This window comes from Aurantiacibacter sp. MUD61 (assembly GCF_027912455.1).
In the GTDB taxonomy this organism is placed as follows: Bacteria; Pseudomonadota; Alphaproteobacteria; order Sphingomonadales; family Sphingomonadaceae; genus Alteraurantiacibacter.
This window is the reverse complement of sequence record NZ_CP115446.1, coordinates 2,547,486-2,574,059: the sequence shown is the minus strand read 5'-3', so window position 1 is coordinate 2,574,059 and position 26,574 is coordinate 2,547,486. Positions and strand designations below refer to the sequence as shown.

Below are 26,574 nucleotides of genomic sequence, written 5' to 3'. Positions count from 1 at the left end.
TCCCGCAGACGAACTGGACGGAAAATGAAAACCGCAAAACTTATCGAACTTGAACGCCAGCGCGGCGACCTGATGCGTGAGGCCCGCGAAGCCTTGCACGCAATCAAAGACAACACGGACCCAAAGCGATCGAGCGAGCTGGAGCGCGCTCACGATGAAGTCATGTGTCGATACGACATTCTCAATCTCGACATTGAAGAAGAGCGGCTCAACGCAACCGACGCGCAAGAGCGTGAAGCGCGCCGCCCTGGCGGCAATGGCACAGCGCCTGGAATCGACGATGGCGCAGCCCGCAGCTTCGATGGTGGTGCAGAATGGCGCGATGACAAGGGCAATCCTGTCAAAGTGCTTTCGCGCAATGAAAAGCTTTCCAGCCGCTCCGATGGTCTGAGCGTTGGCGATCTTGTTCGCGCAAAAATTACAGGCGCGCGGAACGAAGAAGAAAAGCGCGCGCTTGCCGAGGGCACGGATAGCGCTGGCGGCTTCACTGTGCCGACCCCGCTTGCCGAGAACTTCATCGACCGGATGCGGGCGCGTTCTGTAGCCGTGCAGGCGGGCGCAATGACTGTGCCCATGACAAGCGAGACTTTGGCTATCGCTCGCCTTGCCAGCGATCCCGATGTTGCGTGGCGCGCTGAGAACGCGGCCATTGCCGAGGGCGATCCTACCTTCGAGCGCGTTACCTTCACAGCCAAGACACTGGCAGGCAAGATCAAGCTATCGCGCGAACTGGCAGAGGATTCGATTAACGTAGGCGCGATGATCGAGCAGGCATTTGCCGGCACGATGGCGAAAGAGCTGGATTATGCTGCAATCTGGGGTGACGGGACCGGCAACGCGCCGACCGGCGTGTTCAATACCACTGGCGTGAACGCAGTTGCGATGGCGACGAATGGCGCAGCACTTGCCGACTATGACAAGCCGCTCGATGCGCTTTTCGAGATCAAGAATAGCAACGCAGCCGACCCTACCGCGATGATTATGAACCCGCGCACTGAGATTGCGTTGGCGAAGCTGAAAGATGCGGATGGCAACCCGCTGACGGTGCCGAATGCCATTGCGCGCATTCCCTTGCTTTCGACGACGGGCGCGCCCGTGGATGAGACGCAGGGCACAGCGTCGAACGCAAGCTCGATTGTGATGGGTGACTACACCCAGCTTATGCTTGGAATGCGCCACCAGCTCGAAATTCGGGTCTTCGACCAGACGCTTGCCGAAACTGGCCAGCTTTTGGTTGTCGCATGGCTTCGCGCCGATGTGCAGCTCGCACAGCCCAAGGCTTTCGCGAAACTGACCGGCATTACCCCGGCGTAATTCTCTTTCCGGCGGCTACTTGCAAGGTTCACCGCTGGAAAGATGAGGGGAGGGGGCCAGTCGAAGGGCTGCGCCCCCGAACCCCGAGCGGATCTTAGAGTATGGCGGCCAAGCGATCTGTCAAAGCAAGGATCGGATCGGGCGCTAGAGAGGCCTTCCTCCACTCTATCAATCTGTCAGAAATTGAAGGCGTTAGGCTTGCGGCTGTCGACGCTCTCTGACAAGTTTGCGCCTTGATTTTCTTATTCAGGGGAACAGCTATGGTGGGGGAAAAATTAAAGGGAATTGGCGGGACCGTGGGCGGTCTCCTGCTGATGCTAGCGGTCATTGCGATCCCAGTTTTACTATTATTTGGCGCTGCCGAGTTTAGTGTTTGGGCTTTGGACTGGATACCTGATGTAATTGGGATAGCCGTCCTCGCCAGTATCGTACTTGTTCTTCTGGCTGCGATCCCCGGTGCGAGGTTTCTAACCGGAAGCCTTTTGGGAGTGGCGTCTACGATCTTTACCGTCTGCGCTTGGCTTTATTGCTTGGCTTTCACTTATATCGAATGGGGCATGATCGCCGTTGTAATAGGTGTCTTGTTTTTCGGCTTTGGCGTTGTCATCACCGGGATTCTAGCAGCCATATTCTCTGCAACTTGGAGTGTACTCGGCAACATTGCGATCCTATTTGGTCTGGGGCTCGCAGCCCGCTTTTTCGCAAGCTGGATGCTAGAATCAGCAGAGCGCCGATTAATAAAAAAGCGGATGGAGGAAACACCTTCTGAGGTCATTCTAACCCAACCCGGAAATGATTAGATTCGCAAAGGCACAGCGCAGTGGACATCTCCAGAGCTCAGAAATCTTACTGGAGCGGGGGTAATCGGCATCGGTCGCAAGTTTAACACCACGGCTCACGCCGACCGCTCCATGTTCTTGCCAGCCCTTCCGCAACGAGCATATCACCCGCTGAGCGCCCGTTAACTGTTACTATGGCAAGCGTCCGCCCATATCGGTCCTCACCCTCGCGGTGGATCTGAAACCCGTCTGACAGTATCTGTGCCAGCCTATCCCGCGCACGGATCGCAAGGCGGCTTTCATAAGCACACCGGCCATCCAGCTCCGGCGTGTCAATGTCGGCAAGGCGAATGCGCTCACGCTCTACCACTATGCTATCGCCATCGTGAACGCATGTGATGCGGACACCCGATGCGGGGCATATTGGCATAATGGCAAGGGCTAGGGCTTCAAGCATCGTTCAAAGCAAATGTGCATCGCAACAATGCAATATCATCGGAAGCTCGAACAACCACTTCATTCAACTATGCCAATGATAGCGACACGTCCCGCTGGTGTCAGTTGAGCCTCTTCGATCGCGGCATCACGCATCTGGCGAGCTTGCATGACCCGGCCTGATGGCGACAAACTGCGATCTGTGAATTCGTGATAGGTCCGCCAATCGGAATCGACTTCGGAAACCTGCGGAGTGTTTTCTACGCGATCTGCGGGAACATTCAATTCCAGAGCGTTTGCGATGGTCGCGGATAATTCTCGACCATTCGGGATGCTGGCGCTTTCACCGGTCACAAATCCGCCAAATGGTCCCGCAACAAAGACAGCGCCCAGCGTGGCAACTGTCGCCCCGTCACCTTCCTGGCGGTAACTCCCATTGATAGCGATCTGGCGACCATCGACACGAATGAATTCAAGTTCGATATCCATCTTGCCAGACCTGCCGAATGCGCCGCGACTGGAAAGGCTGGTGATGCGGCCTTGCGCTTCGCTGCCCTCGGGGATGACCACGAACTGGCCGTGCATCACATCTTGATCGACTACGAGGGTGAATGTGTCGCCTTCTTCCCATTCATTGCCGCTGGTGGTCACCTGCTCATTCATTCGAAGGATGACTTCGGTCCCAAGCGGCAGGATAGCATTGGGCGAAGAATTCGCTTCGGTATTGGCTGCGTCGTCGGCCAGCGCGTCGCTAAATGCACCGTCGTCTGGTATCGTTACAGGGTCGGCAATCGCAGCCTCAGCGCCTTCCTGTGCCGTTGCTTCAATCGGGACTGTATCCTGCGCGAATACCGATGGAGCGATGAAAAGCGCCGAAGCAAAAGCGAGTGATTTTATCTTCATGAGTTTCCCCCTTTTCGACGAATCCCCAAATTCGTTCTTGGCAATGAAGTTGGCTGATAGGTGGCAGGAATTCCAGCAAAAAGTAGCCGCTAAAACGGTGGAGAGGTGTCAAGCGAGTGGATCTGCGGAGAATGCCCTAGAAGTCTATCGGCACTGGCGAGATATGCGCGCGCCGTTCGCCGCAAGTCTGGCATTTCAGGCGATCCTCTAAGGCTTCTATCGACATAGAGAGGCGGCGTTCGCCAAGCTTTAGCATCATCTCGACTGCGCTTGCGTCTTTGACATGCTCGCAGGCCATGCAGCGAATGCGCAAGTCATAGCCTTGCCGAGCAAAGGCGTTGACCGAATCGAGTTTGTGGCGGACCATCTGCGCAAATGGAACGGAAGAAGAACATTTGGCAAGGCCGCACGGTGCTGATTCTTTGCTTGCTATGGTGGGCGGCGTTTGTCGCGGTGTCTGCGGGCTAGTTTTGAGCCTTTTCCAAAGCTTCAGCAATACGTAGCTGAGCTCTTAGCGAGTCTAGATACAGATTGTCGCGTTTGACCATTCCGTCTGCCGCGTAGGCTGAGACAGCAAGATCGGCTTCGGAAACTTTCATCCCCAATGACTGCAAAATGGCTGAGACCATTTTGACCTGCGCGGTGCTGATTTCCGTATCTACGCGCGCCACATGGGCTGGCATGACGGGCTGGTCCTGCCCTACAGCTCTCTTGTATTCGGTATATGCAGCTATGACTGAGGCTTCTTTGGCGAACTCAATCGGGATCAGGTTTACGGCAGTGGAGTAATTGGGATCGCCGGGGAGATGTCTGGTAGCCATTAGCATCCGAGCGACAATCAATTTCCTTTCTCGTTTCTCTCGGTAGTCTTGGACAACCAATGTTATCCCGACGGCTACGACCGGCCCAACTACTATGGCGATGAGAGTGAGCCAATCAGAGAAAGTCATAGAGTTACCTATACGTTACCTTAATTGAGACGAGGAAACTGCTAAGTCTTTGAAAAGATGGTGGACGCACTAGGGCTCGAACCTAGGACCCGCTGATTAAGAGTCAGCTGCTCTACCAACTGAGCTATGCGTCCATTCCTGACCGGGCTTTGCCGGGCAAATGATCTCAACGAAAGACGGTCCGTCGAATCGCTGGGAGGCGCTCATATAGCGAGTTTTCTCACGCTGAAAAGGGGTAGTTTGAATGCGGCGCGGATTCAGGTCCTGATCGACTGCCGGTTCCAGCGTTCGACCATCATCAATCCGCCGACGCACAGCATGTTCGTCATCATCGAAGACCCGCCATGGCTCATGAAGGGGAGGGGGATTCCCACCACGGGCGCAAGGCCCATCACCATCATCAAATTGACCGCCACGTAGAAGAAAATCGTCGCTGTCAGGCCGCCGGCCAGCAGTCGAGAAAAGCGATCCTGCGCACCGCGCGCAACGATCAGCCCCCACCGCAGGATAATGCCGAAAATCACGAGGACGAAAAGTCCGCCGATCAGTCCCCACTCCTCTGCCATCGTCGCGAAAACGAAATCGGTGTGCGGTTCGGGCAGGTAGTCGAGCTGGCTCTGCGAACCTTCGCCGAAGCCTTTGCCCGAGATGCCGCCTGATCCGATGGCGATCTGCGACTGGATGATGTGATAGCCGCTCCCTTGCGGATCGCTCGCCGGGTCCAGGAAGGTGAGGACACGCTGCTGTTGATAGGGCTTGAGGCCGAAAGTGTACGCCAGAGGGATCGCGAAGATCGCTGCCACGCCTCCGCCGATAAACCACTTCTGCGGAATGCCAGCCAGGAACATCACCACAATGCCGCCAAATGCGATTGCCAGCGAAGTGCCCAAATCAGGCTGCAACAGCACCAGAGCCATAGGCAATGCGATCAAACCCAACGGAATGGCAATCGCGCGCCAAGTGCCGATCATGGCAGCGGGGAGCGCATGATAATATGCCGCGAGAATAAGGACGATGCCCGGCTTCATCACTTCCGAGGGTTGCAAGCGCATAAAGCCGAGCTCCAGCCAACGCTGGCTGCCGCCACCAAGCTGCCCTATCGCCTCCACTGCGACGAGCAACACCAGCACGGCTATATACGCAGGTATCGCCATATAGCTCGCCCATTCGCGCGGGAAATAGGAGATCACCAGCGCCACGACGAGGAATACGGCGAAGCGGATAAGATGTGACGATGCGTATGGATCGAACGATCCGCCTGCCGCCGAATGCAGCACCGCAGCACCGAATGCGACAAGCATCATCAACGGGATCACAACGCGCCAAGGGAACTCGGCGATGGGCGCGGGGAGCGTGACTGCGCCTCTCATGTCACCGTATCCTCTGAACGCGGATTGGCCTCTTCACGCGGAACGAAGGCGTCGGTTGCAGGAGCATCTGGCTCTGCAGCAGCCGCGCGTGCCTCCGCATCGACCTGGCGAGCCAGCGTGACGGGCGGCGGGGCAGGGGGCAGGTCTACACCAGCAGCGGCCGCATATTGGGCATACTGTCTGTCCAGCCTCTCCTGCGCGGTTCCGCCCCATTGCTCTTCCAGAGCATGCAGCGCTTCGAGACCGCGCGTTGGATCGAACAGGAATGTCATGACGTCGCGCGCGACGGGGTAGGCGGCGCCTGATCCCCCGCCATGCTCGATGACGACCGCGCCTGCGTAACGAGGATTATCGAACGGCGCGAAGAATATGAAAAGGCCGTGATCGCGGTAGCGCCAGGGGCCACTGCGACCGTCGGATATGTTGAGGCCGACGACCTGAGCGGTCCCGGTCTTGCCGGCCATCAGCACGTCTTCGACTGGCAGGCGCGCGCGACCGGCTGTGCCCGGGCCGTTCACCACATCGCTCATCGCCTGACGGATGTAAGCCTTGTATTCCGCGCTTACGCCCATGCCCTCAAACTGCGGAACGTTGGAATTGAGCAGCAGACGCGGCGTCACCTTTTCCGAAGTTGCAAGCCGCGCTGCCATAACCGCAAGCTGAAGAGGCGAGGCCAGCATATAGCCTTGGCCGATTGTGGCGTTCACGGTGTCGAAGGCCTGCCATTCGCGCCCGTATTTTTCCATCTTCCAATCGGGATCGGGGACGGTGCCATAGAACTGGCTCACTACAGGCAGATCGAACTGCTGCTGCATGCCGTAATTCTTGCAGGCATCGGCGATCGGCCACATTCCGGTGCGCTGTGCCATGGCGTAGAAATAAACATCGCAGCTTTGATAGATGGCCTTGGCGAGATCTGTCTGCCCGTGGCCCCTGCGGTTCCAGCAGCGAAAAACGCGGTTGCCCACGCGCAGGCCGCCGCCGCAGAAAACTGTCTCATCGGGATCGACCCCTTCGCCCAGCAGCGCCATGCCGACGGTCGGCTTCACGGTGGAGCCAGGGGGGTAGAGACCCTGCAGAACCTTGTTGCGCAGCGGCACGCGGTCGTTTTCGCTGAGCATCGAATATTCGAGGCGGCCGATGCCGTCCGAGAAACTGTTCGGATCGAAGCTCGGCATGCTCGCCATGCACATCAGGTCGCCGGTCAGGCAATCCATCACGACCACCGAACCGGACTCCAGACCAAGACGACGCGCGGCGTAGTCCTGCAGAGGGCCATCGATCGTCAGGCGGATCGGATCGCCCTGAATATCGTCCCGAGTCTCGAGATCGCGCACGATCCGGCCCGATGCGGTCACTTCGACACGGCGCGCCCCGGGAACCCCTCGCAGTTCCATTTCGAATTGTTGCTCGACGCCGTCCTTGCCGATCTTGAAACCGGGTGTGAGGAGCAGTGGCTGCGGCTCTTCCTCATACTCTTCCCGGCTGGGGGCACCGACATAGCCGAGGAGATGGCCCACCGATGGTCCGGTCGGATAGAAGCGGGAATAGCCGCGCTGGGGAACAACTCCGGGCAGTTCTGGCAGGCGCACGCTGACAGCAGCGAATTCTTCGAAGCCGAGATTGTTGGCCACTGGAACGGCAGCGAACCCGCGGCTTTCTTCCAAGCGGAAACGAAGATCTTCGCGCTCTGCCGGGGTGAAGTTCAGCAGCTCACTCAGCAGCGCCACCGTTTGATCGGCATCGCGCATCCGCTCGGGAATGATGTCGACGCGGAAATCGGCGCGGTTGGAGGCGAGGGGGGAGCCGTTGCGATCCAAAATCCACCCGCGGCGCGGAGGAATGAGCGAGAGATTTACGCGGTTGCTCTCCGCTTCCATCTCGTATTTTTCATTCTCGGCAACGGCAATGTAGCCCATGCGCGCGGCAAGCAGGCAGCCGATGCCGCCTTGCACCGCTCCCACCACGAAGCTGCGCCGCGTAAAACGATCTTTCAGGGTGTTGGAAGTGATCTTCTGGCTCATGCGATCACCCAATGCGCCGCACGCGCGTCAAACGGACGCGGTCTAGAAGCGACACGATTTGCGCGACCACCGGGAATAGCATGATGGTGATCAATATCTGCGGCAAGATGAGGGTAAGCTGAATCCAGTTGGGCGCTGAACCCGAAAACAGTGCGGAGAGGATGAGATAAAGGACGCAAAAAATCGCGGCGACGCCCCAGTCCTGCCAGAAACCACGCCACGGAAAACGAACCTCGATCAGATCGAGCGCAATCATTGTGAGCGAGAAAAGCAGAATCCCTGATCCGAGAGGTTGTCCTGAATAAAGATCATCGAAAAAGCCCAATGGCAAGCCAGCCCACATAGGCAGCAGGCCAGGGCGGAGAACGCGCCAAGCGAGCAGGAAAAGATACCCGAGCGGGGGCACGAGCGGAGCGGACGCAATGATGGGCAGAAGCGGCGTCAAGGATGCCAGCAGGATCGTCACCCAAGGCAGGCCGTATGCCAGGACCGGGGAGTGATCGCGATTGATCTTGCTGCCGAACTGATCTCGCCGTGCGTTCGGATTGAGCCGCTCCATCAGTCGTCTTCAACCTGCTCGATTGCCAAGGGCGCTTGCGCGGCTTCGATAGCTTCGGGTTCGAAAATTGGTTCGACAACCACAAAGTCCGTCGCCGCAGGATTGCTGAGCAATTGCCCGATTGCGCCGTCATCCGTGATCTCGGAAACCATCGCGACTGCGACACCGGGGCGGAACAGGCCACCCGCACCGGAGGTCACGAAAATATCGCCTTCCTCAAGCGGATTGATGCCGAGATTGATAAGGCGAATGCGCAGCGATCCGTCTGCGCGACCCTCGGCAAAGGCCACCACATCGTCAGTCGCCCGGCGCACGGGTACGATGCTTTCGACATCGGTCAGCAACAGGACGCGTGAAGTCGAATTGCCCGCCTCGAGGATACGGCCAACCAGTCCCATCGGAGAGCTTACCGGCATACCCACCTGGACGCCGTCATCCTGACCTGCACCCAGATATCCGAAGCGGCGCGTGCTAGTGGAGCTTGAACCAATCAATCGACCGGTGGCAACGGGCGTGATTTCACCCTCGGCCAGATCGAGCAAGGCTTTCAGCCGCGCGTTTTCCTGCTCCAATGCGCGCATCTCCGCGAGGCGCACGCGGGCGATCTCGTTTTCGCGCTGCAATTCAGCATTGCGGGAGCCGGCGTCGTAATATCCTGCGATCGCCTCAAAAAAGCTGCGTGAGCCGACCCGGCCTGCCGCGCCTGCTTCACCGGCAGGTGAGGCGGCATCGGTGGCCATGGATCGAAGGCCATAAAAGGCTTCGGGCCGCCAAAGGGAAATGATCAGCAACAGCGCGCCAATCAGCGCTCCTGCGCTCGCAAAAACATAACCAGCGAAGCGGCCAAGCTGCGCCTTCTTGTTTGAGCCAGATGTCTGCGCCGACGGCGGTGCCATTGCGGCCCGCTCCCCCTTACTAAATTGCCTCTTAGGCGGTCATCAGGACGCCGCGGTAGATCGGGTCCTCCATTGCCCGGCCTGTGCCCAGTGCCACGCATGTGAGCGGATCTTCCGCAATGCTGACAGGCAGCCCGGTTTCTTCCTTGATGTGATCATCCAGCCCGCGAATGAGCGCGCCGCCACCAGTCAGGACGATACCCTGATCGACGATGTCAGCCGCAAGTTCAGGAGCAGTGTTTTCAAGGGCGATGCGAACGCCTTCGACGATAGCACCGATGGGTTCGGACAAGGCCTCTGCCACATGTGCCTGGTTGATATTGATTTCCTTGGGAACGCCATTCACGAGATCGCGTCCCTTGATGACGATGGTCTCGCCAACGCCATCATCCGGCACGGTGGCCACGCCATAATCCTTCTTGATCCGCTCTGCCGTCGCATCGCCGATCAGCAGATTGTGGTGTCGGCGAACGTAGGAGACGATCGCCTCGTCCATCTTGTCACCGCCGGTACGCACCGACGTGGTGTAGGCAAGGCCGCGCAGCGACAGGACGGCAACTTCGGTCGTGCCGCCGCCGATATCGACGACCATGGAGCCGACAGGCTCGGTCACGGGCATGTCTGCACCGATTGCCGCAGCCATCGGCTCGAGAATGAGGAACACTTCGGATGCACCGGCATTGCTGGCGGCATCGCGAATGGCGCGCTTTTCCACGGAAGTGGAGCCAGAGGGAACGCAGATCACGATTTCCGGATAGCGGAGCAGCGTCTTGCGGCCATGCACCTTACGGATGAAGTGCTTGATCATCTCTTCGGCGATTTCGATGTCGGCGATAACGCCATCGCGCAGCGGGCGGATCGCCTGGATATTGTCCGGCGTCTTACCCATCATCAGCTTCGCATCGTCGCCAACAGCTTTCACGCGCTGCACACCGGCAGTCGTCTCGATGGCGACCACGGAAGGTTCGTTCAGCACGATGCCGCGATCCTGTACGTAAACCAGCGTGTTGGCCGTACCGAGGTCGATGGCCATGTTCTGCGAACCGAATTTGAAGAGATTGGAAAAAAAGGAACTCATCGAAAAACCCGTAATAAGAATTGCCGCAGTCGCTCGGCGACTCAGTCCGAACTCTGTTGGAAATGCGGAAAGTCACGCCCCTTAACGCGCCACCGCGAGAAAGGCCAAAAAATTTGTCGAAAAGGTCGCAGTTTTGCCCCGGTTCGCCTCGAAATTGCGAGAAGCGACCTGTAGGGTGGGCAAATGCCGCAAATTCGCCGCCTTCCAGAGACTCTCGTCAACCGCATTGCCGCAGGCGAAGTGGTCGAGCGCCCGGCCTCCGCGCTCAAGGAGCTGGTGGAGAATGCGATCGACGCTGGCTCGACCCGCATCACCGTTTCGATTGTCGAAGGCGGACTGGGTTCAATACAGGTCACCGATGACGGATGCGGTATGTCGCCGGAGCAGATGGCGCTTGCGTTGGAGCGGCATGCGACATCCAAATTGCCAGACGAAGCGATCGAGCAAGTGTCCACACTTGGCTTTCGCGGCGAAGCGCTGCCTTCGATCGGCAGTGTCGCCAAGCTGACAATCGAGAGCAGGCCAACCGGCAGCCAAGATGGTTGGCGCAAGGTCGTCGATCACGGGACGTTGGTGGAAGAGGGTCCAGCGGCTCTGCCTCCCGGCACGCGAGTCCGGGTCGAAAACCTGTTCGGCAAGATCCCAGCGCGGCGCAAATTCCTGCGCACCCCGCGCAGCGAATACGCCGCCTGCCATGATGTGGTGCGCAGGCTCGCGATGGCGCGGCCGGATATCGCGTTCACCTTCGAGCATGGCGAGAGGCGCATTTTCGCAGTGCAGGAGGGTCAAGACGCCCCACAACGTGTCGCGCAGATCGTCGCACGCGAGCTGGCTGACAATGGTGTGGTCATCGATCTGGAGCGGCCAAGCGGTGAAGGCACGATGCGGCTTAGCGGCATCGCCGGTCTGCCGACCTACAATCGCGGCGTGGCCGATCATCAATATCTTTTTGTGAATGGCCGCCCCGTGAAAGACCGGCTTCTTACTGGGGCGGTGCGCGGCGCCTATGCAGAAATGCTGGCGCGCGATCGCCACGCTGTGCTCGCTCTTTTCCTCGATGTTCCTTTCGCCGATGTGGACGTCAATGTGCATCCGGCCAAGACAGAAGTCCGTTTTCGCGATGCCGCTGCCGTGCGCGGGTTTATCGTGAGCGGATTGCGCAATGCGCTTTCCACCGGCGATCGGCGAAGTGCGCAGGCGCCGGACTCGGGCGCGATGGGCCGCTGGCAGTCTGAGCCGCTAAATCGTGAGCCAGCGCCAGCCTTAGCTTCCATATTCTCGGGGCGCGATTGGTCGGCGCCGCCACAGCATCGACTGGCGGAGGCGCGCGCTGAATGGGCGGGAGATACGCAAACGCTTGCAGCGCCGCAGGGCAGGGCAGAGGCGGCTGAGGCGCTTCCAGAAGATGCTGAGCGCTTCCCATTGGGCATAGCGCGCGGGCAGGTCGCCAATACCTATATCATCGCCGAGTCAGCCGATGGTCTGGTGCTTGTGGATCAACACGCAGCGCATGAGCGCATCGTGCTGGAGCGGCTCCGCGCAGCAGGTGCGGGCGAGAAAGTCGCTGCAAGTCAGGCGATGCTGATTCCGGAGGTGGTCGAACTCGAAGAAGCCGATTGTGACCGGCTTGAGGAACACATCGACCACTTCGCAAAGCTCGGGCTTATCATCGAGAGGTTCGGGCCCAATGCGATGCTTGTCCGCGCGATTCCCGGCGTGCTGAAAAAGGCCGATCCAGAGGCACTGCTCCGTGATCTGGCCGACGATATTGCGAGCCATGGTTCTTCACTCTTACTCACCGAAAAGATCGAGCATGTATTGGCGACGATGGCATGTCATGGTTCTGTGAGAGCAGGTCGGGTGCTCAATGTTGCGGAGATGAATGCTCTTCTGCGCGAGATGGAGGCGACACCGCGTTCAGGTCAGTGCAACCACGGCAGGCCAACTTGGGTGAAACTGTCGATGGAAGACGTCGAGAAACTTTTCGGGAGGCATTGATGCGGGTCTTGGGTGTGGCAGTGCTGGCCGGATTGCTTCTTGGCTGCGACGGGGCGCTTAGTGAAGAGCAACAGGCAGCTGAAGATGCGGCGATTTCCGAACGCGTCCGCGAGGCGAATGATGCCGGGCCACCGCTTGAAGAGGTCGTTCCGGAAACGATCAGCTATCCCGATATGGAGGCGAACGACCTGCTGGGCCAGGCCTGTGCCTACGCGCCCGGTACAAGCATGGGGGTGCGGGTAATCGCTCGCGAAACGGATGCCTTTATGAAGATCGATGGCGACATGGTCCGCTTTGCTGCTGACCCGGGATCGCGCGAACTGCCTTCCAATACTCGCACTCTATATAATGGCCGAGAATACACGTTGCGGCTCGCAATCGAGGATGTCGTCGAAGAAGGCGAGATCGAGGACATGACCTACGAAGGCACAATGTGGCTGTACGACCGGTTCGATCGGGTGGTCTACACCGGTACAGGTACAGCCAGTTGCGGCGTCTGACACTCGCCTAAATCAGGTTCTGAATTGAGGCACGCGGCCATCGTCACCCAGTTCGGGGATGATCCGATAGCGAGCAAGCACGAGGCTGAAGAGGCCAAAGAGCAGCAAGCCAACCGCGACCAACGTGAACACAATGCCTTCACCCGCAAGTGATGCCACGGCATCGCCCAGCGTTTTGATCTGCTCCGCGCCGCCAGACATGAAACCGGCCTGGATAAGCGACCAGGCGATTACGCCGTAGACCACGCCGCGCGCAGCATAGCCGGCGCCGCCGAGCCAACGCGTTGCATCAGGCGCAGCGCCCGAAATGCGGTGCATGAATTCGCCGCTGAGGCCCTTCTTGATCTGGAAGATCGCAGCGATGCCGAAAGCCACACCGAGAATGCCAATTACCGCACCGCCGAACTCCACCGACAATACGCCCGAGGCCGCTTCTTGCGCGCCGCCACCGGAATCGCCGGAGCCGCCGCCGCTGCTGCTGGCAAACTGATAGGCAGACCACGCGAGTGCGAGGTGGCCGATGGCACTTCCCGCATGGCCGAGGCGCTTGCCCCAGCCCTTTGCATCGGTGCCGTTATTCTCAATATCGAAGAAGGTCGATGAAAAGCGGAACAGCGCATAAGCGATCAAGCCCACGACCATCAGCCACAGGATTGCCGTGCCCGCGGGGAAATCCTTCACCGCCTGGAAAATCCCATTGGTGCCTTCGGCAATTTTGCTCGCACTGGTGAGCGCGACAATCCCGAGCGTCGCATAAAGGATGGCGCGGCTGAAATAGCCTACACGCACCAACCAATTGAATTTTTCAGATTTGTCGACCATTTCATCGTCCCTGTTACTGTATGGGCGACTAACGGCCTTCCGGCGATTTGGTGCCGAGATTATCGCAATCGTTTGACGTAAAGCTGTTTGTCGTCTCGCCGTTCCATTTTGAAATTGTCACTGGCGGCGCGCATCATGTCGGACAATCGCTTGAAACCGTGGTTGCGAACGTCGAAGCTCGAGCGGTTGCCGGCGATCTGGCCCACTTCATGCAAACGCGCGAAGCCATCATCATCGCGGCTTGCCGCTTTCCAGGCGTCACCCAGCAAATCGATCAGGTCTTGGTCGATAGTGTCGTTCGACTGCGATTTGTCGTCGCGCGAATTGGTGCGGATGAGCTGATCGACATCGATGTAGCGCGTGCAGGCAGATTTGAAGGCATCAGGCGCTTTCGCACCGCCAAAGCCGTAGACGATGAGTCCGTCCTGCCGCAGCCGCGTAACGAGCGGGGTAAAATCGCTGTCGGAAGACATGATCCCAAACCCGTCCACCTTGCCGGTATTAAGCAGGTCGATGGCATCGATAGCCATGGCGATATCGGTGGCGTTCTTGCCTTTGGTCAGATCGAATTGCTGCATCGGCTGAATGCCAAAGCGGTGGGTGATCTTGTTCCAATTAGACAGGGCTGGCTTGGCCCAATTGCCATAGGCGCGGCGGACATTGACCTGGCCGAGTTCGGCGAGAACGGTCAGCACGGGGTCGATTCCCGCGTGGCTGGCGTTGTCTGCATCGATCAGCAGCGCGATATTCTTGAGATTGGCTTCTGGCATGGCGCGTAAATGCAGGCGGAGCGCGAGCTATGCAAGTGAAGACGGCGATTGACGTGGCAAAACGCCTCGGCGATGGGCACACCATGTCGTTGCCGCCCAAACGTCTGCTTCTGTGGCTGATCCTCGCCGCACCTTTCGCGGCCATCGTGCTGCGCTGGGTGCTCACGCCCGAGAGCTACGGCTATGGTCATGCGATCGGCGAAAGCGGGGACTGGGCGGCTTGGCTGCTGCTTATTACGCTTGCGGTAACGCCGCTGAGGCTAGCCTTTCGCAAGCAGGGGTGGGTGCAATTTCTGGCACGCCATCGCCGCGATCTGGGCGTCGCCAGTTTTGCCTATGCGGCGGCGCACACGAGCGTATATCTCTGGAACAAGGCTGAAGTTGGAAGAGTGCTCGCCGAAGCTGCTGAGTGGCAGTATCTGACGGGCTGGCTGGCGCTGGCACTCTTCCTGCCGCTCGCCGTCACTTCCAACGATGCGAGCATGCGCGCGCTCAAGCGGTCATGGAAACGTCTGCACCGGCTCGTCTACCCCGCTGCGGTGCTCACATTCGTGCATTGGGCACTTACGGCATTCGATCCGATGACGGCCTATATCCACATCGGGATATTGGCCGCCATCTGGATTTCAAGTTGGGCTCTGCAACGCCGTTAAAGCGTGACGTATTGGCGGAAACGCGCGACCTCTTCCTCATCGACATATTTGCCGATTTCGCGGTCGAATTCGGCCATATCGTCATACGGAGCATATTCCTCGAACTCGCGGATCATCCGTTCGTCGATGCCTGGAATCAGCGCGAGTTCCTCAGATGACGTATCGTTCAGGTTGACCGGCACGAAAAGCACTTCGCGCACTGCAGCAGCCTGCTCTTCGGTCAGGGATTGCATCAACACGGCGTTGAAATCCATGGCGTTGGCATAGGGCTGTCCGGCCACGATTGCCGCAGCAAGTTCCTCGTCGATCTGGGCAATTCCTGCGAGGTCGTCTGCCGTTGCGGTATTGGCATCGACGACACCCGAGGCATCGGCGGATGTATCAGCAGGTTCGGCGGTCTCTACAGTTTCATCAACCGGCTCCACCTCGGCGGTTTCTTGCGAACAGGCGGCGAGTGTGAGGGCGGTGCCTGCGAGTGCGGCAGAGAGAATAAGCTTGCGCATAAAATTCCTTTGAGAGTGGGGGGGTAGTATTCGCAGGTGCTGTAAGCGTCTTGCGAATAATTCGCAATAGCAATCTATCAGACAGGTGCGAATTCACCGCTCTCTTCATCGCGCAAATAGAGCACGCCCTCGGCGATGGAGAAATGCGTTCCCCGAAGTTTCAGTTCGCCGCGCTCGACCGCTTCGCGCACGAAGGGGAAGGTCTTCAGGTTCTCTATACTTACGCCAACTGCTGCGAATTCCATTTCTAGCTCAGCCTCACGGCTTTCGATCCCATGCTTTGCGGCCACAGGCGCACGGGCATCGTCGAGCAGGTGCACCCAGTTGGCAACGAAGCCACCTTCGCCAGGTACGTTGCCATGCAATTCCTGCGTAAGCGCAGCCTTGCAGCCGCCACACCGGCCATGACCCATCACCACAATCTGCCGCACTTTCAGGACCTGCACAGCGAATTCGATTGCAGCTGACACACCGTGCTGTCCCGGCGTCGTTTCGAAAGGCGGAACCAGCGCAGCGACATTCCGAACGACAAATATTTCGCCCGGATCGACATCGAAAATTTGCGCAGGATCCACGCGGCTGTCCGAGCAGCTGATGATCATCAGTTTGGGATGCTGTCCTTCATCTACGAGCTTGTCATAGCGCGCCTTCTGTTTCGGATATCCCTCCGTGCGGAAGCGGCGATAACCGTGCAACAATTCGTGAAATTCAGGCATTAGAAGCGATCTCCGCGGATAACTTGCACATCCCACATGGTGAGCAGCAGTCCGCGCTGCGTCAGTACGGGGGCGAGCGATTCTGCCAAGGCCATCGCCTTGTCCTCTGGCGCAATTGTGAGGATGAAGACCTTGTCCGTGCCCATCACACGCTCCTCGCGCCAGCGCCCATCGCGCCCCTTCCCAGAGGTAACGGGGGTGATAGTCCAGCCGGTGATGCCTGCCTCGTCGATCGCTTTGGTCACGCGATTGGCCTGCGCCTGATCTGCGAGGATTTCGATACGTTTGCGGATAACGGTCTCGATCATGGGATCGCTGCTCCTTCACCGGTCAGTATCGCTGCAAGCGCACCGATCAGGGCAATATTTATAAGGACGTTGAAAGGGAAAGTGATCGACAGGGACATTGTGAGATAGATGCCGGGATCAGCTTCAGGCAGGGCAAGCCGCATCGCTGCAGGCACAGCGATATAGCTGGCGCTCGCACACAGCACGCCGAGTGCGGCGGCCGAACCGGTGTCGAGCCCGATGCCCACACCCAGCGCCGTTCCTATGACCCCATTCACGAGCGGCAAGGCAATCGCGATGGCCACCAGTCGCCAGGTGAGCGCGCGCGAATCCATCACGCGCCGCGCCGCGATCAGCCCCATGTCGAGCAGGAATATGCAGAGCACACCTTTGAACATCGCGCCGAAGAAGGGCTCTACGTCCGAAAACCCTTCGGGCCCTGCAATCCAGCCAATCGCAAAGGCACCCAGAAGTAGGACTACAGATGCGTTGAACATCACCTCGTGCAGCAGTTCCTTGGTGCTCTGGCCATCTTCAGAGCCCGCGCCGCGCGCCAGCAAGAGGCCGGCCAAAATGGCGGGGCTTTCCATGCTCGCCATCACGGCAACCATGTAACCCTCTGGCGGATTGCCCTGCAGCTCGAAAATTTCGACCGCCGTCACGAAGGTAACCACGCTGATCGAGCCGTAATGCGCAGCGACAGCGCCGGCATTGATCCGGTCAAGCTTGCCGAAGCCTTTGAGCACCCAGTAGGCGTAAAGCGGCATGACGAAGCCTGCGCCGATACCTGCGGCAAGGGCGGCCAGAACGGTGCCATCAAGGCCCGATTCTGCGACCTCAATCCCGCCTTTCAGGCCAATCGCTGCCATAAGGTAAAGCGACATGCCTTTGGCGATGGCTTCCGGAATGGCGAGGTCTGAGCGGGCAAATGCCGCCAGCAAGCCCAATACGAAAAAGAGCACGACCGGAGAGGTGAGTGCCTGTATGCCGACTGCGTCCATGATGGCTCGCTTATGCCAGCATACGAATGAGGGCAAGCGTCCCCATTGCGGTTATCCGGACTGTTCCCTAAGTGGGCTGCGAAATGACCGATCTCAGCAATCCTCCGCAGCCCGAAGGCGATCGTCCGGCCCGTCAGCGCAAGCCTGACTGGATTCGTGTGAAGGCCCCCGTTTCGAAGGGCTATCACGAAACGCGTAAGCTGATGCGCGATCTCAATCTGAACACGGTCTGCGAAGAGGCGGCTTGCCCCAATATCGGTGAGTGCTGGACGAAGAAGCATGCCACGGTGATGATCCTCGGCGATGTCTGCACGCGCGCCTGCGCTTTCTGCAATGTAAAGACCGGCATGCCCCGGATCGTCGATCCGATGGAGCCGGAGAATGTCGCGGTTGCTGCGGGCAAGATGGGGCTGGAGCACATCGTTATTACCAGTGTGGATCGTGACGATCTGCCCGATGGCGGTGCCGCGCAATTCGTAAAGGTCATCAAGGCGCTTCGCCGCGAGACACCCAGCACCACGATCGAGATCCTCACCCCCGATTTCCGCGGCAAGATGCGCCCTGCTGTCGAGGCAATCTGTGAAGCCGGGCCCGACGTCTACAATCACAATCTCGAAACCGTGCCGCGTCTTTACCCCACCATTCGCCCGGGCGCACGTTACTACGCTTCGCTGCGCCTGCTGGAAGAAGTGAAGAGCCACGATCCGATGATCTTCACTAAGTCCGGCATTATGCTGGGTCTCGGCGAACAGCGGCTCGAAGTACACCAGGTGATGGATGACATGCGCAGCGCCGATGTCGATTTCATGACCATGGGGCAGTATCTCCAGCCAACGCCGAAACACGCCAATGTCGAGGAATTTGTGACGCCCAAGGCATTCGACGCCTATGGTGCGATTGCCCGCGCGAAGGGTTTCCTGCAGGTCGCGTCAACGCCTCTCACCCGCTCCAGCTACCATGCGGGCGATGACTTTGCCGAAATGCGCGCGGCGCGCGAAGCCAAGCTGGCCAAGGCAGCTGCGAAGGCGGGCTGATGCCAAAGATCCGCGAGACCAAGAGATTGCCCTACACGGCCGAACAGATGTTCGACCTGGTGGCCGATGTCGATAAATATCCCGAATTCCTGCCGTGGGTCGTCGCGACGCGGGTGCGCAAGGATAGCGACACCGAGATGACGGCGGACATGCTCGTCGGGTTCAAGGCGCTGCGCGAGAAGTTCACTTCGAAAGTGGTGAAAGATCGCCCGAACACGATCAACGTCCACTACATCGATGGTCCACTGCGCGACCTCGACAACAATTGGACATTTCGTGACGTGGGCGAGGGCGCCTGCGAGATCGATTTTTGCGTCGATTTCGCGTTCAAGAACATCATGTTCGAAACGCTAGCCGGCCAATATATCGACCGCGCATTCCGCAAGATGGTCGCGGCTTTCGAAACCCGCGCGCAAGATCTCTACGGCAGCAGTAATTCCAACGCGCAAAGCGTCGCCTGACGCCGCACACCTGCGCGGTTTTCGCCTTCGAACAACCGCTCGTCGGCTGTGGGTTCCGCTTCGCCGCGGATGGCGCGGGCGAATACGACCGTGCCGACAGGTTTCATTTCGCTTCCGCCCCCGGGACCTGCAATCCCGCTGATCGCGACGGCGACATCGGCATCACTGCGCTCAAGTGCGCCCTGCGCCATGGCGAAGGCGGTTGCTACGGAAACAGCACCAAAAGCTTCGATGATATCGAGCGGCACGCCGAGGTCCGCCTGTTTCGCCTCGTTCGAATAGGTGACGAAGCCGCGATCGAGCACCGCTGAGCTGCCGGCGACTTCGGTGATAGCGCCTGCGACCAGGCCACCGGTGCAGCTCTCCGCCAGCACAACCTTGCGGCCCTTGGCTGCATTCTCTTCGACCACCTTCTGGGCGAGTTTGTAAATTTCGTCAGGAAGAAGCGTCTCAGTCATAGAACTATCCTGCCACCAGAGTGGCGCTTGCCTGCGCAGCTATGCCTTCGCCGCGGCCAGTGAATCCGAGCTGCTCGGTCGTCGTCGCCTTAACGCTGACGCAGTCGACGCCAATGCCCAGCAAATCGGCCAGCTTTGCCCGCATGTTTTCGCGGTGGGGACCGATCTTCGGCGCTTCGCAGATGAGGGTCAAATCGACGTTGCCAATTCGCCAGCCAGCCTCGGCGGCGACTTTCACGGCATGCTCGACAAAGCGCGATGAAGGCGCGCCTTTCCATTGTGGATCGCTGGGCGGGAAATGGTCCCCGATATCGCCCTGCGCGCAGGCTCCAAGAATCGCATCGACTACGGCATGCAAGCCCACATCGGCATCGCTATGCCCAGCAAGGCCTTTGTCGTGCTCCAATTTGATCCCGCACAGCCACAGCTCTTCGCCATCGGCGAGGCGGTGCACATCGAAGCCATTGCCAACGCGAATTGGGGGGAAGGGTGACTGCTGCTCCATAAAGTCCTCGGCGAAAGTCAGTTTCTTCAGGCGTTCATCGCCGTCGACCAGCGCAACATCGTGCCCTGCGGCGCGGAACACTTGTGCGTCGTCCCCGGCATTGGTTTCACCCTGCCAGGCTCGGTGCGCTGCGAGGATGGCATCATAGCGGAAGGCCTGAGGTGTTTGCACCCGGCGTAACTCATCACGTTTGGCGTCGCCCGCCATCAAGCCGTTATCCGCACGGATCATGCTGTCGACGACCGGCAGCACAGGGATAGCACCGGGCGATGTCTTCAGAGCTACAAGCAGGCGCATGATCACGTCCTGTGGCAAGTCCGGACGCGCGGCATCATGGATCAGGACGTTTGCCGGCTGGTGCTGCTGCATGGCTTCGAGCGCAAGCCGCACGCTGTCCTGCCGCGTCGGGCCGCCTGTGATGAGCACAACGCCCGAAATGCCAGACAGTGCTTCACTTGCAATCTCGTCGGCACCTTCGGGAATAGCGACCACAATCGGGTAAGCCCCAGCTTCAGCCAACGCGCTGGCGGAGTGGCGCAGCACCGGTTGCCCCTTCCACTGCGAAAATTGCTTCGGGAAGGGTTGCCCCGCGCGTAGTCCTTTGCCTGCTGCCACGATGATGGCGCCGAAGCCGGTCGCTTTGTCCGAATTGCTATGCATTGCGCCAAGCCCGCTACCTGCTTGAGCCGCGCCTCGCAATCCACTATGCGCCTGCCTAAATATTAGGCACCATCATGAGCGACACGTTAAATCCCACCCCGCCGGCTGTCACGCCGATCGAAATCGGTCCGATCAAGATCGATTGCCCGGTCGTGCTCGCGCCGATGACGGGCGTGACCGATATGCCGTTCCGCCAGCTGGTGCGGCGCTATGGCTCTGGCCTCAATGTGACCGAGATGATCGCCAGCGAGGCGGCCATTCGCGAAACACGCCAGTCGATCCAGAAAGCGCGCTGGCACGAAAGCGAAGATCCGGTCTCAATGCAGCTGGTCGGTTGCGACCCGCAGAGCATGGCCGATGCTGCCAAGCTGAGCGAGGATCAGGGCGCGGCCATTATCGACATCAATTTTGGCTGCCCGGTGCGCAAGGTCGTGGGACAATTCGCCGGCAGTGCACTGATGCGCGAAGTCCCGCTGGCGACCAAGTTGATGGAAGCGACGGTAAAGGCCGTGAATGTGCCCGTAACGGTCAAGATGCGGATGGGTTGGGACCATGCGAGCCTCAACGCGCCCGAACTCGCCCATATCGCCGAAGACCTCGGAGTAAAGCTCGTCACCGTGCACGGCCGAACGCGCAACCAGATGTATAAAGGCAGCGCCGACTGGTCTTTCATCAAATCGGTGAAGGACGCGGTCGATATTCCCGTCATCGTCAACGGAGACATCTGCTCGATCCCCGATGCCGCCAAGGCTCTCGAGCAATCTGGCGCGGACGGTCTGATGATCGGTCGCGGTGCATACGGCAAGCCGTGGCTGCTCGGGCAGGTGATGCATTGGTGGCAGACCGGCGAAGTTCTCGAAAGCCCCAGCTTCTCCGAGCAGTACGACACGCTGATTGAACACTATAATGGCATGCTGGAGCATTATGGTGAGGACGTGGGCGTGAAGATCGCTCGCAAGCACCTGGGCTGGTATACCAAAGGCCTGCATGGCAGCGCCGACTTCCGCAACAAGGTCAACTTCATCGACGATGCGGGCCAGGTTCTCGGCGAGCTTGAGCGCTTTTACGAGCCTTTCATCCGGCGCCGCGCCGCGTGAGCGAGGAGGCATCCGCCGCTGCCACTCCGCCGCCCGGACCAAGCGATCAGATCGCTGGCCTAAGTTTCGCTCTGGTACTCGTTTCGCCCGACTTGCACATTGCTGAGGTCAATCCGGCCGGTGAAGTGTTGCTCGGCGCGAGTGCCACGCGGCTTTGCGGACGAGAGCTGCTCGACGTCCTTGGCCTAAGTGAAAGCGATCTTGCCGAGAGGCTGAAAGATCCGGAGGCGCAGCTGGTTGCGCGCGGTCTCGACGTCACCATCAACGAGCGCCCTTGGCGCACCAATCTGACCGTTTCCACCATGGCCTCCCATCCCGGCTGGCGCATGATCACTCTTTCGGATGCGAGCCAGGGTGAGCGTTTCGAAGAGCAGGAAAGGCGCCCAGTGCTGCGTGGTCCGGCGGTGTTGGCACATGAAATCAAGAATCCGCTGGCGGCCATTCGCGGCGCGGCGCAATTGCTGGAAAAGCAGGCGACAGAAAAGCAGGCCCCCCTGACGCATCTCGTTATTCAGGAGGTCGATCGCATTGCCCAACTCATAGATCGGATGCAGCGGCTCGGGCGGGAACAAAGTGAGCCCGTTGCGCCGGTCAATCTGCATGAGGCGATCCGCAAGGCGATCTCATCGGTCAAGATGACGGCGGATGACGCAGTGGCGTGGAAAGAGGAATTCGATCCCTCCCTGCCGCCTGTCCTCGCCAATGACGGTGCGTTGGTGCAGGTTCTGGTCAATCTGATCGCCAATGCGCGGGACGCCGCGTCCCAGAATGTCGCGCCGCAAATTCGCATCCGCACCCGTTTCGCAGGCGGAGTGGTGACCAACGTCATCCGCCTAGGCCGATCCATCAAATTGCCGATCGAAATTCGCGTAAGCGACAATGGCTCGGGCGTGGACCCGGCTTTGCGCGATCACATTTTCGAGCCTTTCGTTTCCAGCAAAGCGCACGGGCAGGGCTTGGGGCTGGCACTTGTGCAGAAACTCGTTCGCGACATGAATGGGAGGGTCAGTCATGAACGCGATGATGCCGCCGGATGGACGCATTTTCGCATCCAGCTGCCGGTCGCAAAGCCAAACGGAGAAAAGACATGACGCGGCGCGCGCTGCTGATCGAAGACGATACCGCGATTGCGACGGTCATTCGCGCAGGGCTGGAAGCGGAAGGCTTTACTGTGGAAGCGCAGGATAGCGTGGCGGGGAGGGATTCTTCGCTGGCAGCCGGGCAGTTCGACGTCATGCTCACTGACGTCATGCTGAGCGATGGCGACGGGATCGAAACGCTTGGTGAGGTGCGCACGAGGTATCCTGACCTCCCGATTATCATCCTGTCTGCACAGAACACGCTCGACACGGCCGTGCGCGCGACGGATCGGGGCGCGTTCGAGTATTTTCCGAAGCCCTTCGACCTCAACGAAGTGGTCCGGGCGGCGCGGCAGGCGGCAGATTCTCTCGGCAAGAACGCGGCCGAATTGGAGGATGTCGGCGATGGTCTTCCGCTCATCGGACGCAGCGCGGCGATGCAGGATGTCTATCGCCTCATCACGCGCGTGCTGCACAATGATCTGTCCGTCCTGGTGCTTGGCGAGAGCGGGACTGGCAAGGAGCTTGTCGCAGAGGCAATCCATCAGCTCGGCAGTCGCAAGACCGGGCCATTCGTCGCGGTCAATGCGGCGGCGATCCCGCGCGAATTGATCGAAAGCGAGCTTTTCGGCCACGAAAAAGGCGCTTTCACCGGCGCCACCACGCGCAATATCGGAAAGTTTGAACAGGCCAATGGCGGCACGCTGTTCCTGGACGAGATTGGCGATATGCCTGCCGAGGCACAGACACGGCTGCTGCGCGCGCTGCAGGCCGGGAGGATCAGGCGTGTTGGCGGCAGTCAGGAGATTTCCGTCGATGTTCGCGTCATTGCAGCGACCAATCGCGATCTTGCGCCGATGATTGCAGAGGGTTCTTTCCGCGAAGACCTCTATTATCGGCTCAATGTGGTGCCAATCCAGCTTCCACCGCTTCGTGACCGCGCGGGTGACGTGGAGCCGCTCGCCAAACACTTCCTGAAACTGGCCGCTACAGAGGGCTTGCCTGCGCGAACTCTCTCGGACGAAGCCGTGCGCATTCTTGGCGAGCAGCCTTGGCGAGGAAATGTGCGCGAGCTGCGCAATCTGGTCTATCGCGCCGCATTGCTATCCCGCGACGATGTGATTGATGCCGAGACCGTCTCCGGCCTGCTCGATACCAGCCTTCAGACTGCCGATGTGGACCCATCGGGCGATATTGAAGATCAGATCGCCGGGTGGCTCAGTGCACAGAATTTTGCGGATGGGATGCTTTACCAGCAAGCTTCCGAGAAGCTCGAGAGGCCGGTCTTCAGACACGCTTTGCAGGCAACAGGTGGCAATCAGCTGAAAGCAGCACAACTACTCGGCATCAACCGCAACACACTGCGCAAACGGCTGCAGGATTTGGACATCGATCCGGACCAGTTCAGCCGAAGCTGAGGACGGCGGGAGAGAAACCCCTTGCAAAGCTGCAACAGCGCTGTTGTAAGCTTGCAACGTGGCCAGCACGACTGCCCCTGATACGGCGAGTTCCGCCCAAAAGAGATCGCGCTGGTGGCGGCGCGCCCAACTTGCCGCGCGGCGGATGAATCTCTTCCTTTGGCTGGAAGTTGTGTGCGCCATGACGCTGGTGACGATGGGGGTGGCGACCTATCTGACGATAGCCGGTCTGTCGAATAGCAATGAGTTGTTGCCATCGGAGCAAGCTTCAGCACTCTTGTTGGGCACCCTAATTCCCGCTCTCGGTATCGTCGTCCTTTGGGGGCGACGCATAGCTATCAGTCGAGCGGGCGGCACAACCTCCCGTTTACACGTCAATTTGGTTTTCTTCTTTTCGCTTATTGCTGCGATCCCCACACTTTTCGTGGCCGTGTTCGCATCAATCCTGTTTCAATCGGGGGTCGATTTCTGGTTCACCGGAAGCTCACGAGGCGTAATTGAGGATGCCGGCGAACTTGCCGAAAGTTATTACAACGATAATCAGCGCACTGTCGGAATGAACGCCGTCGCCATGTCCAGCGACATGCGATATATTCTTGAGCGACTGTCGGTAGTTAGCCCTGAATTTTACGATCAAGTCCTCCAGCAAACCTTTATGCGCGAGCTGAGCGAGGCTAGTATCTATCGTCGCTCGCAGGACGGAGACGCGCGGTTAGTCTTTATCCTTGATCCTGAAGACAACCGAGAGCGCCTTCGCGTTGCACCTGAGGACATGGAAGCCTTGGATGATGGAGCGGCATTCGTCGCTCGCGCAACGCTCGATCGGATTGAAGCCATCACCCTATTGGACCGCTCATCGGACGCGTATTTGTACGTCGCTCGAAATGCTCAACCGCAAGCGACGCGCCTGTATTTACAAGCGCAAGATACTGTAGACTCCTACGCCGACCTGACCTCTCGCGCCCGTGTTCTCCAACTTCAGTTCAACATCGCGCTATTCCTAGTCAGCCTCGCACTCGTGGGAATTGCTGTGTGGGCGGCTCTGCGGTTTGCAGACAGGCAGGTGAAGCCGCTTGCCGAGCTCGCCGATGCAGCCGGAGAAATCGGCAGCGGCAATTACGCGATGCGCGTTTCCGGTCGGATTGGAAAGCAGGATGAAATCGGGCTGCTTGGGCGGGCGTTCAACCGGATGTCCTCGCAAATCGAGCGTCAGACCGATGAATTGATCGGGGCCAATCACCAGCTGGCCGAACGCCGCGCATTTATCGAGGCCGTGCTGGAATCGATCACCGCAGGCATTCTCTCGGTCGACCCGGAAGGCCGGATCCAGCTGATGAACAGCTCGGCCCGGCAGTTGCTATTCGAAGACAGCGCAGAGAACGCGGTGGGCCGCGACCTGGCCGAAGCCGTTCCCGAATTCGCGCGCCTCGTCAGCGAGGGCTCGATGAGCGAGATCGTGCAGTTCAGCCGGGGCACGGAGCTGCTGACCCTCGCTGTACAGCTGTCACCGGCGACTGAAGGCATGGTGATCACTTTCGAAGACATTACCCGCCAATTGCTCGATCAGCGGCAGGCTGCTTGGTCCGATGTCGCACGGCGTATCGCCCATGAGATCAAGAACCCGCTCACGCCAATCCAACTCGCTACTGAACGGCTCAAGCGCCGCTACGGCAAGCAGATCGAGAAAGATGGCGCGCTGTTCGATGAGTTGACGGGCACCATCATTCGCCAAGTCGGCGATTTGCGGAAGATGGTCGATGAATTCTCCAGCTTTGCGCGTTTGCCAAAGCCTGTTTTCCGGCAGGAAGATGCGGTGGACCTCGTCCGGCAGGCACTGTTCCTGCAGGAAGTCGCGCATCCGGAAATCACTTATACCTTCTTCGCTGATGAAGGCATTCGCACGATCGAATGCGATCGTCACCAATTCGGGCAGGCGATGACAAATGTCCTCAAAAATGCAGCCGAAGCCATTGAAGGTAAGGCAAAAGAGACCGAGATTGATTGGCGCGCGCGCATCGATCTCAGCGTCACCATGCCGGGCGACTTCATGCAGATTGAAGTTAGGGACAATGGCGTCGGTCTCCCGCAAGGCGGTGTCAATGTCATCGAACCCTATGTCACCACGCGAGAGAAGGGCACGGGCCTTGGTCTCGCGATCGTGAAGAAGATCGTCGAAGAGCACGGCGGCGAAATCACATTCTCGGCGGCGGGTGAGGGAGGGGGCACCCTCGTACGGCTGCGCTTCGCAGTGCATCCGGCCGACCATATCGAAAACACAGAAGCAGCAGATGATTGAAGTGGGAG

General features: G+C 59.1%; 28 protein-coding genes and 1 tRNA gene. 11 read left to right on the top strand and 18 right to left on the bottom strand.

What is annotated here, in order from left to right; translation table 11 throughout:
- Positions 1 to 24 precede the first annotated feature (24 nt).
- Together O2N64_RS12405 and O2N64_RS12400 are read left to right on the top strand one after the other, a co-directional pair.
- On the top strand, positions 25 to 1,314 hold the full coding sequence (locus tag O2N64_RS12405) for a phage major capsid protein (RefSeq protein ID WP_271077899.1): 1,290 nt from the start codon (positions 25 to 27) through the stop codon (positions 1,312 to 1,314).
- A 233-nt stretch (positions 1,315 to 1,547) separates the two neighbouring features.
- Positions 1,548 to 2,114: a hypothetical protein gene (locus O2N64_RS12400; protein WP_271077898.1), complete on the top strand. Its 567-nt coding sequence runs from the start codon at positions 1,548 to 1,550 to the stop codon at positions 2,112 to 2,114.
- 82 nt (positions 2,115 to 2,196) lie between these two features.
- On the opposite strand, the gene O2N64_RS12395 is transcribed toward O2N64_RS12400, so the two are convergent.
- The 10 genes from O2N64_RS12395 to O2N64_RS12350 form a co-directional block, all read right to left on the bottom strand.
- Positions 2,197 to 2,550 carry a thermonuclease family protein gene (locus tag O2N64_RS12395; RefSeq protein WP_271077897.1) on the bottom strand — a complete coding sequence of 118 codons (354 nt, stop codon included), beginning with the start codon at positions 2,548 to 2,550 and terminating at the stop codon, positions 2,197 to 2,199.
- A gap of 59 nt (positions 2,551 to 2,609) precedes the next feature.
- Positions 2,610 to 3,431, bottom strand: coding sequence for a hypothetical protein (locus O2N64_RS12390; RefSeq protein WP_271077896.1), 822 nt, complete (start codon positions 3,429 to 3,431; stop codon positions 2,610 to 2,612).
- 136 nt (positions 3,432 to 3,567) lie between these two features.
- Positions 3,568 to 3,798: a hypothetical protein gene (locus O2N64_RS12385; protein ID WP_271077895.1), complete on the bottom strand. Its 231-nt coding sequence runs from the start codon at positions 3,796 to 3,798 to the stop codon at positions 3,568 to 3,570.
- 97 nt (positions 3,799 to 3,895) lie between these two features.
- Positions 3,896 to 4,381, bottom strand: coding sequence for a DUF6680 family protein (locus tag O2N64_RS12380; protein WP_271077894.1), 486 nt, complete (start codon positions 4,379 to 4,381; stop codon positions 3,896 to 3,898).
- A gap of 58 nt (positions 4,382 to 4,439) precedes the next feature.
- Positions 4,440 to 4,515: transfer RNA gene (locus O2N64_RS12375), tRNA-Lys, on the bottom strand.
- Between the two features lie 123 nt (positions 4,516 to 4,638).
- Positions 4,639 to 5,751 carry a rod shape-determining protein RodA gene (gene rodA, locus O2N64_RS12370; RefSeq protein WP_271077893.1) on the bottom strand — a complete coding sequence of 371 codons (1,113 nt, stop codon included), beginning with the start codon at positions 5,749 to 5,751 and terminating at the stop codon, positions 4,639 to 4,641.
- The gene (mrdA, locus tag O2N64_RS12365) at positions 5,748 to 7,775 is read right to left on the bottom strand and encodes a penicillin-binding protein 2 (protein ID WP_271077892.1); all 2,028 of its coding nucleotides are present in this window, start codon (positions 7,773 to 7,775) and stop codon (positions 5,748 to 5,750) included. Before mrdA ends, rodA begins: the two co-directional genes overlap by 4 nt.
- Before the next feature lie 4 nt (positions 7,776 to 7,779).
- Positions 7,780 to 8,334 (bottom strand): rod shape-determining protein MreD, encoded by a 555-nt coding sequence (mreD, locus tag O2N64_RS12360; protein WP_271077891.1) that lies wholly within the window; start codon positions 8,332 to 8,334, stop codon positions 7,780 to 7,782.
- A complete protein-coding gene (mreC, locus tag O2N64_RS12355; RefSeq protein ID WP_271077890.1) occupies positions 8,334 to 9,230 on the bottom strand; it encodes a rod shape-determining protein MreC in 897 nt (298 codons plus the stop codon). Before mreC ends, mreD begins: the two co-directional genes overlap by 1 nt.
- A gap of 31 nt (positions 9,231 to 9,261) precedes the next feature.
- Entirely contained in the window at positions 9,262 to 10,308 is a 1,047-nt protein-coding gene (locus O2N64_RS12350; protein ID WP_197921264.1) for a rod shape-determining protein, read from the bottom strand.
- A 183-nt stretch (positions 10,309 to 10,491) separates the two neighbouring features.
- Between O2N64_RS12350 and mutL the strand changes: the two genes are divergently transcribed.
- The gene (gene mutL, locus O2N64_RS12345; protein ID WP_271077889.1) at positions 10,492 to 12,306 is read left to right on the top strand and encodes a DNA mismatch repair endonuclease MutL; all 1,815 of its coding nucleotides are present in this window, start codon (positions 10,492 to 10,494) and stop codon (positions 12,304 to 12,306) included.
- Positions 12,306 to 12,806, top strand: coding sequence for a hypothetical protein (locus O2N64_RS12340; RefSeq protein WP_271077888.1), 501 nt, complete (start codon positions 12,306 to 12,308; stop codon positions 12,804 to 12,806). The genes mutL and O2N64_RS12340 overlap by 1 nt, the downstream gene beginning before the upstream one ends.
- 12 nt (positions 12,807 to 12,818) lie before the next feature.
- Here O2N64_RS12340 and O2N64_RS12335 read toward each other — a convergent pair whose 3' ends face one another.
- Complete coding sequence (locus O2N64_RS12335) at positions 12,819 to 13,628, bottom strand: DUF1206 domain-containing protein (protein WP_271077887.1); 810 nt, start codon at positions 13,626 to 13,628, stop codon at positions 12,819 to 12,821.
- 59 nt (positions 13,629 to 13,687) lie between these two features.
- Entirely contained in the window at positions 13,688 to 14,398 is a 711-nt protein-coding gene (locus tag O2N64_RS12330) for an NYN domain-containing protein (RefSeq protein WP_271077886.1), read from the bottom strand.
- A gap of 29 nt (positions 14,399 to 14,427) precedes the next feature.
- Between O2N64_RS12330 and O2N64_RS12325 the strand changes: the two genes are divergently transcribed.
- Positions 14,428 to 15,051 (top strand): ferric reductase-like transmembrane domain-containing protein, encoded by a 624-nt coding sequence (locus O2N64_RS12325; RefSeq protein ID WP_271077885.1) that lies wholly within the window; start codon positions 14,428 to 14,430, stop codon positions 15,049 to 15,051.
- Here the strand turns inward: O2N64_RS12325 and O2N64_RS12320 are convergent.
- The 4 genes from O2N64_RS12320 to O2N64_RS12305 all read right to left on the bottom strand — a co-directional run bounded on the left by O2N64_RS12320 (position 15,048) and on the right by O2N64_RS12305 (position 17,558).
- Positions 15,048 to 15,554: a hypothetical protein gene (locus O2N64_RS12320; RefSeq protein WP_271077884.1), complete on the bottom strand. Its 507-nt coding sequence runs from the start codon at positions 15,552 to 15,554 to the stop codon at positions 15,048 to 15,050. The genes O2N64_RS12325 and O2N64_RS12320 overlap by 4 nt on opposite strands.
- 77 nt (positions 15,555 to 15,631) lie before the next feature.
- Positions 15,632 to 16,270 (bottom strand): carbonic anhydrase, encoded by a 639-nt coding sequence (locus O2N64_RS12315; protein ID WP_271077883.1) that lies wholly within the window; start codon positions 16,268 to 16,270, stop codon positions 15,632 to 15,634.
- The gene (locus O2N64_RS12310) at positions 16,270 to 16,578 is read right to left on the bottom strand and encodes a P-II family nitrogen regulator (RefSeq protein ID WP_271077882.1); all 309 of its coding nucleotides are present in this window, start codon (positions 16,576 to 16,578) and stop codon (positions 16,270 to 16,272) included. The genes O2N64_RS12315 and O2N64_RS12310 overlap by 1 nt, the downstream gene beginning before the upstream one ends.
- Positions 16,575 to 17,558: a sodium-dependent bicarbonate transport family permease gene (locus O2N64_RS12305; protein WP_271077881.1), complete on the bottom strand. Its 984-nt coding sequence runs from the start codon at positions 17,556 to 17,558 to the stop codon at positions 16,575 to 16,577. Before O2N64_RS12305 ends, O2N64_RS12310 begins: the two co-directional genes overlap by 4 nt.
- Positions 17,559 to 17,641: 83 nt before the next feature.
- Between O2N64_RS12305 and lipA the strand changes: the two genes are divergently transcribed.
- Positions 17,642 to 18,592 (top strand): lipoyl synthase, encoded by a 951-nt coding sequence (gene lipA / locus O2N64_RS12300; RefSeq protein WP_271077880.1) that lies wholly within the window; start codon positions 17,642 to 17,644, stop codon positions 18,590 to 18,592.
- Positions 18,592 to 19,053, top strand: coding sequence for a type II toxin-antitoxin system RatA family toxin (locus O2N64_RS12295; protein ID WP_271077879.1), 462 nt, complete (start codon positions 18,592 to 18,594; stop codon positions 19,051 to 19,053). The genes lipA and O2N64_RS12295 overlap by 1 nt, the downstream gene beginning before the upstream one ends.
- Here O2N64_RS12295 and O2N64_RS12290 read toward each other — a convergent pair.
- Entirely contained in the window at positions 19,014 to 19,511 is a 498-nt protein-coding gene (locus O2N64_RS12290; RefSeq protein WP_271077878.1) for a CinA family protein, read from the bottom strand. The two genes, O2N64_RS12295 and O2N64_RS12290, sit on opposite strands and share 40 nt — an antisense overlap.
- Positions 19,512 to 19,515: 4 nt before the next feature.
- Entirely contained in the window at positions 19,516 to 20,676 is a 1,161-nt protein-coding gene (locus O2N64_RS12285; RefSeq protein WP_271077877.1) for a bifunctional 2-C-methyl-D-erythritol 4-phosphate cytidylyltransferase/2-C-methyl-D-erythritol 2,4-cyclodiphosphate synthase, read from the bottom strand.
- A 74-nt stretch (positions 20,677 to 20,750) separates the two neighbouring features.
- Here O2N64_RS12285 and dusB point away from each other — a divergent pair, with 74 nt between their 5' ends.
- The 4 genes from dusB (at position 20,751) to O2N64_RS12265 (ending at position 26,566) form a co-directional block, all read left to right on the top strand.
- On the top strand, positions 20,751 to 21,773 hold the full coding sequence (dusB, locus tag O2N64_RS12280; protein ID WP_271077876.1) for a tRNA dihydrouridine synthase DusB: 1,023 nt from the start codon (positions 20,751 to 20,753) through the stop codon (positions 21,771 to 21,773).
- Entirely contained in the window at positions 21,770 to 22,864 is a 1,095-nt protein-coding gene (locus tag O2N64_RS12275) for a two-component system sensor histidine kinase NtrB (protein ID WP_271077875.1), read from the top strand. The genes dusB and O2N64_RS12275 overlap by 4 nt, the downstream gene beginning before the upstream one ends.
- Positions 22,861 to 24,270, top strand: coding sequence for a sigma-54-dependent transcriptional regulator (locus O2N64_RS12270; protein ID WP_271077874.1), 1,410 nt, complete (start codon positions 22,861 to 22,863; stop codon positions 24,268 to 24,270). Before O2N64_RS12275 ends, O2N64_RS12270 begins: the two co-directional genes overlap by 4 nt.
- A 145-nt stretch (positions 24,271 to 24,415) precedes the next feature.
- Positions 24,416 to 26,566, top strand: coding sequence for a sensor histidine kinase (locus O2N64_RS12265; protein ID WP_271079660.1), 2,151 nt, complete (start codon positions 24,416 to 24,418; stop codon positions 26,564 to 26,566).
- Positions 26,567 to 26,574 lie beyond the last annotated feature (8 nt).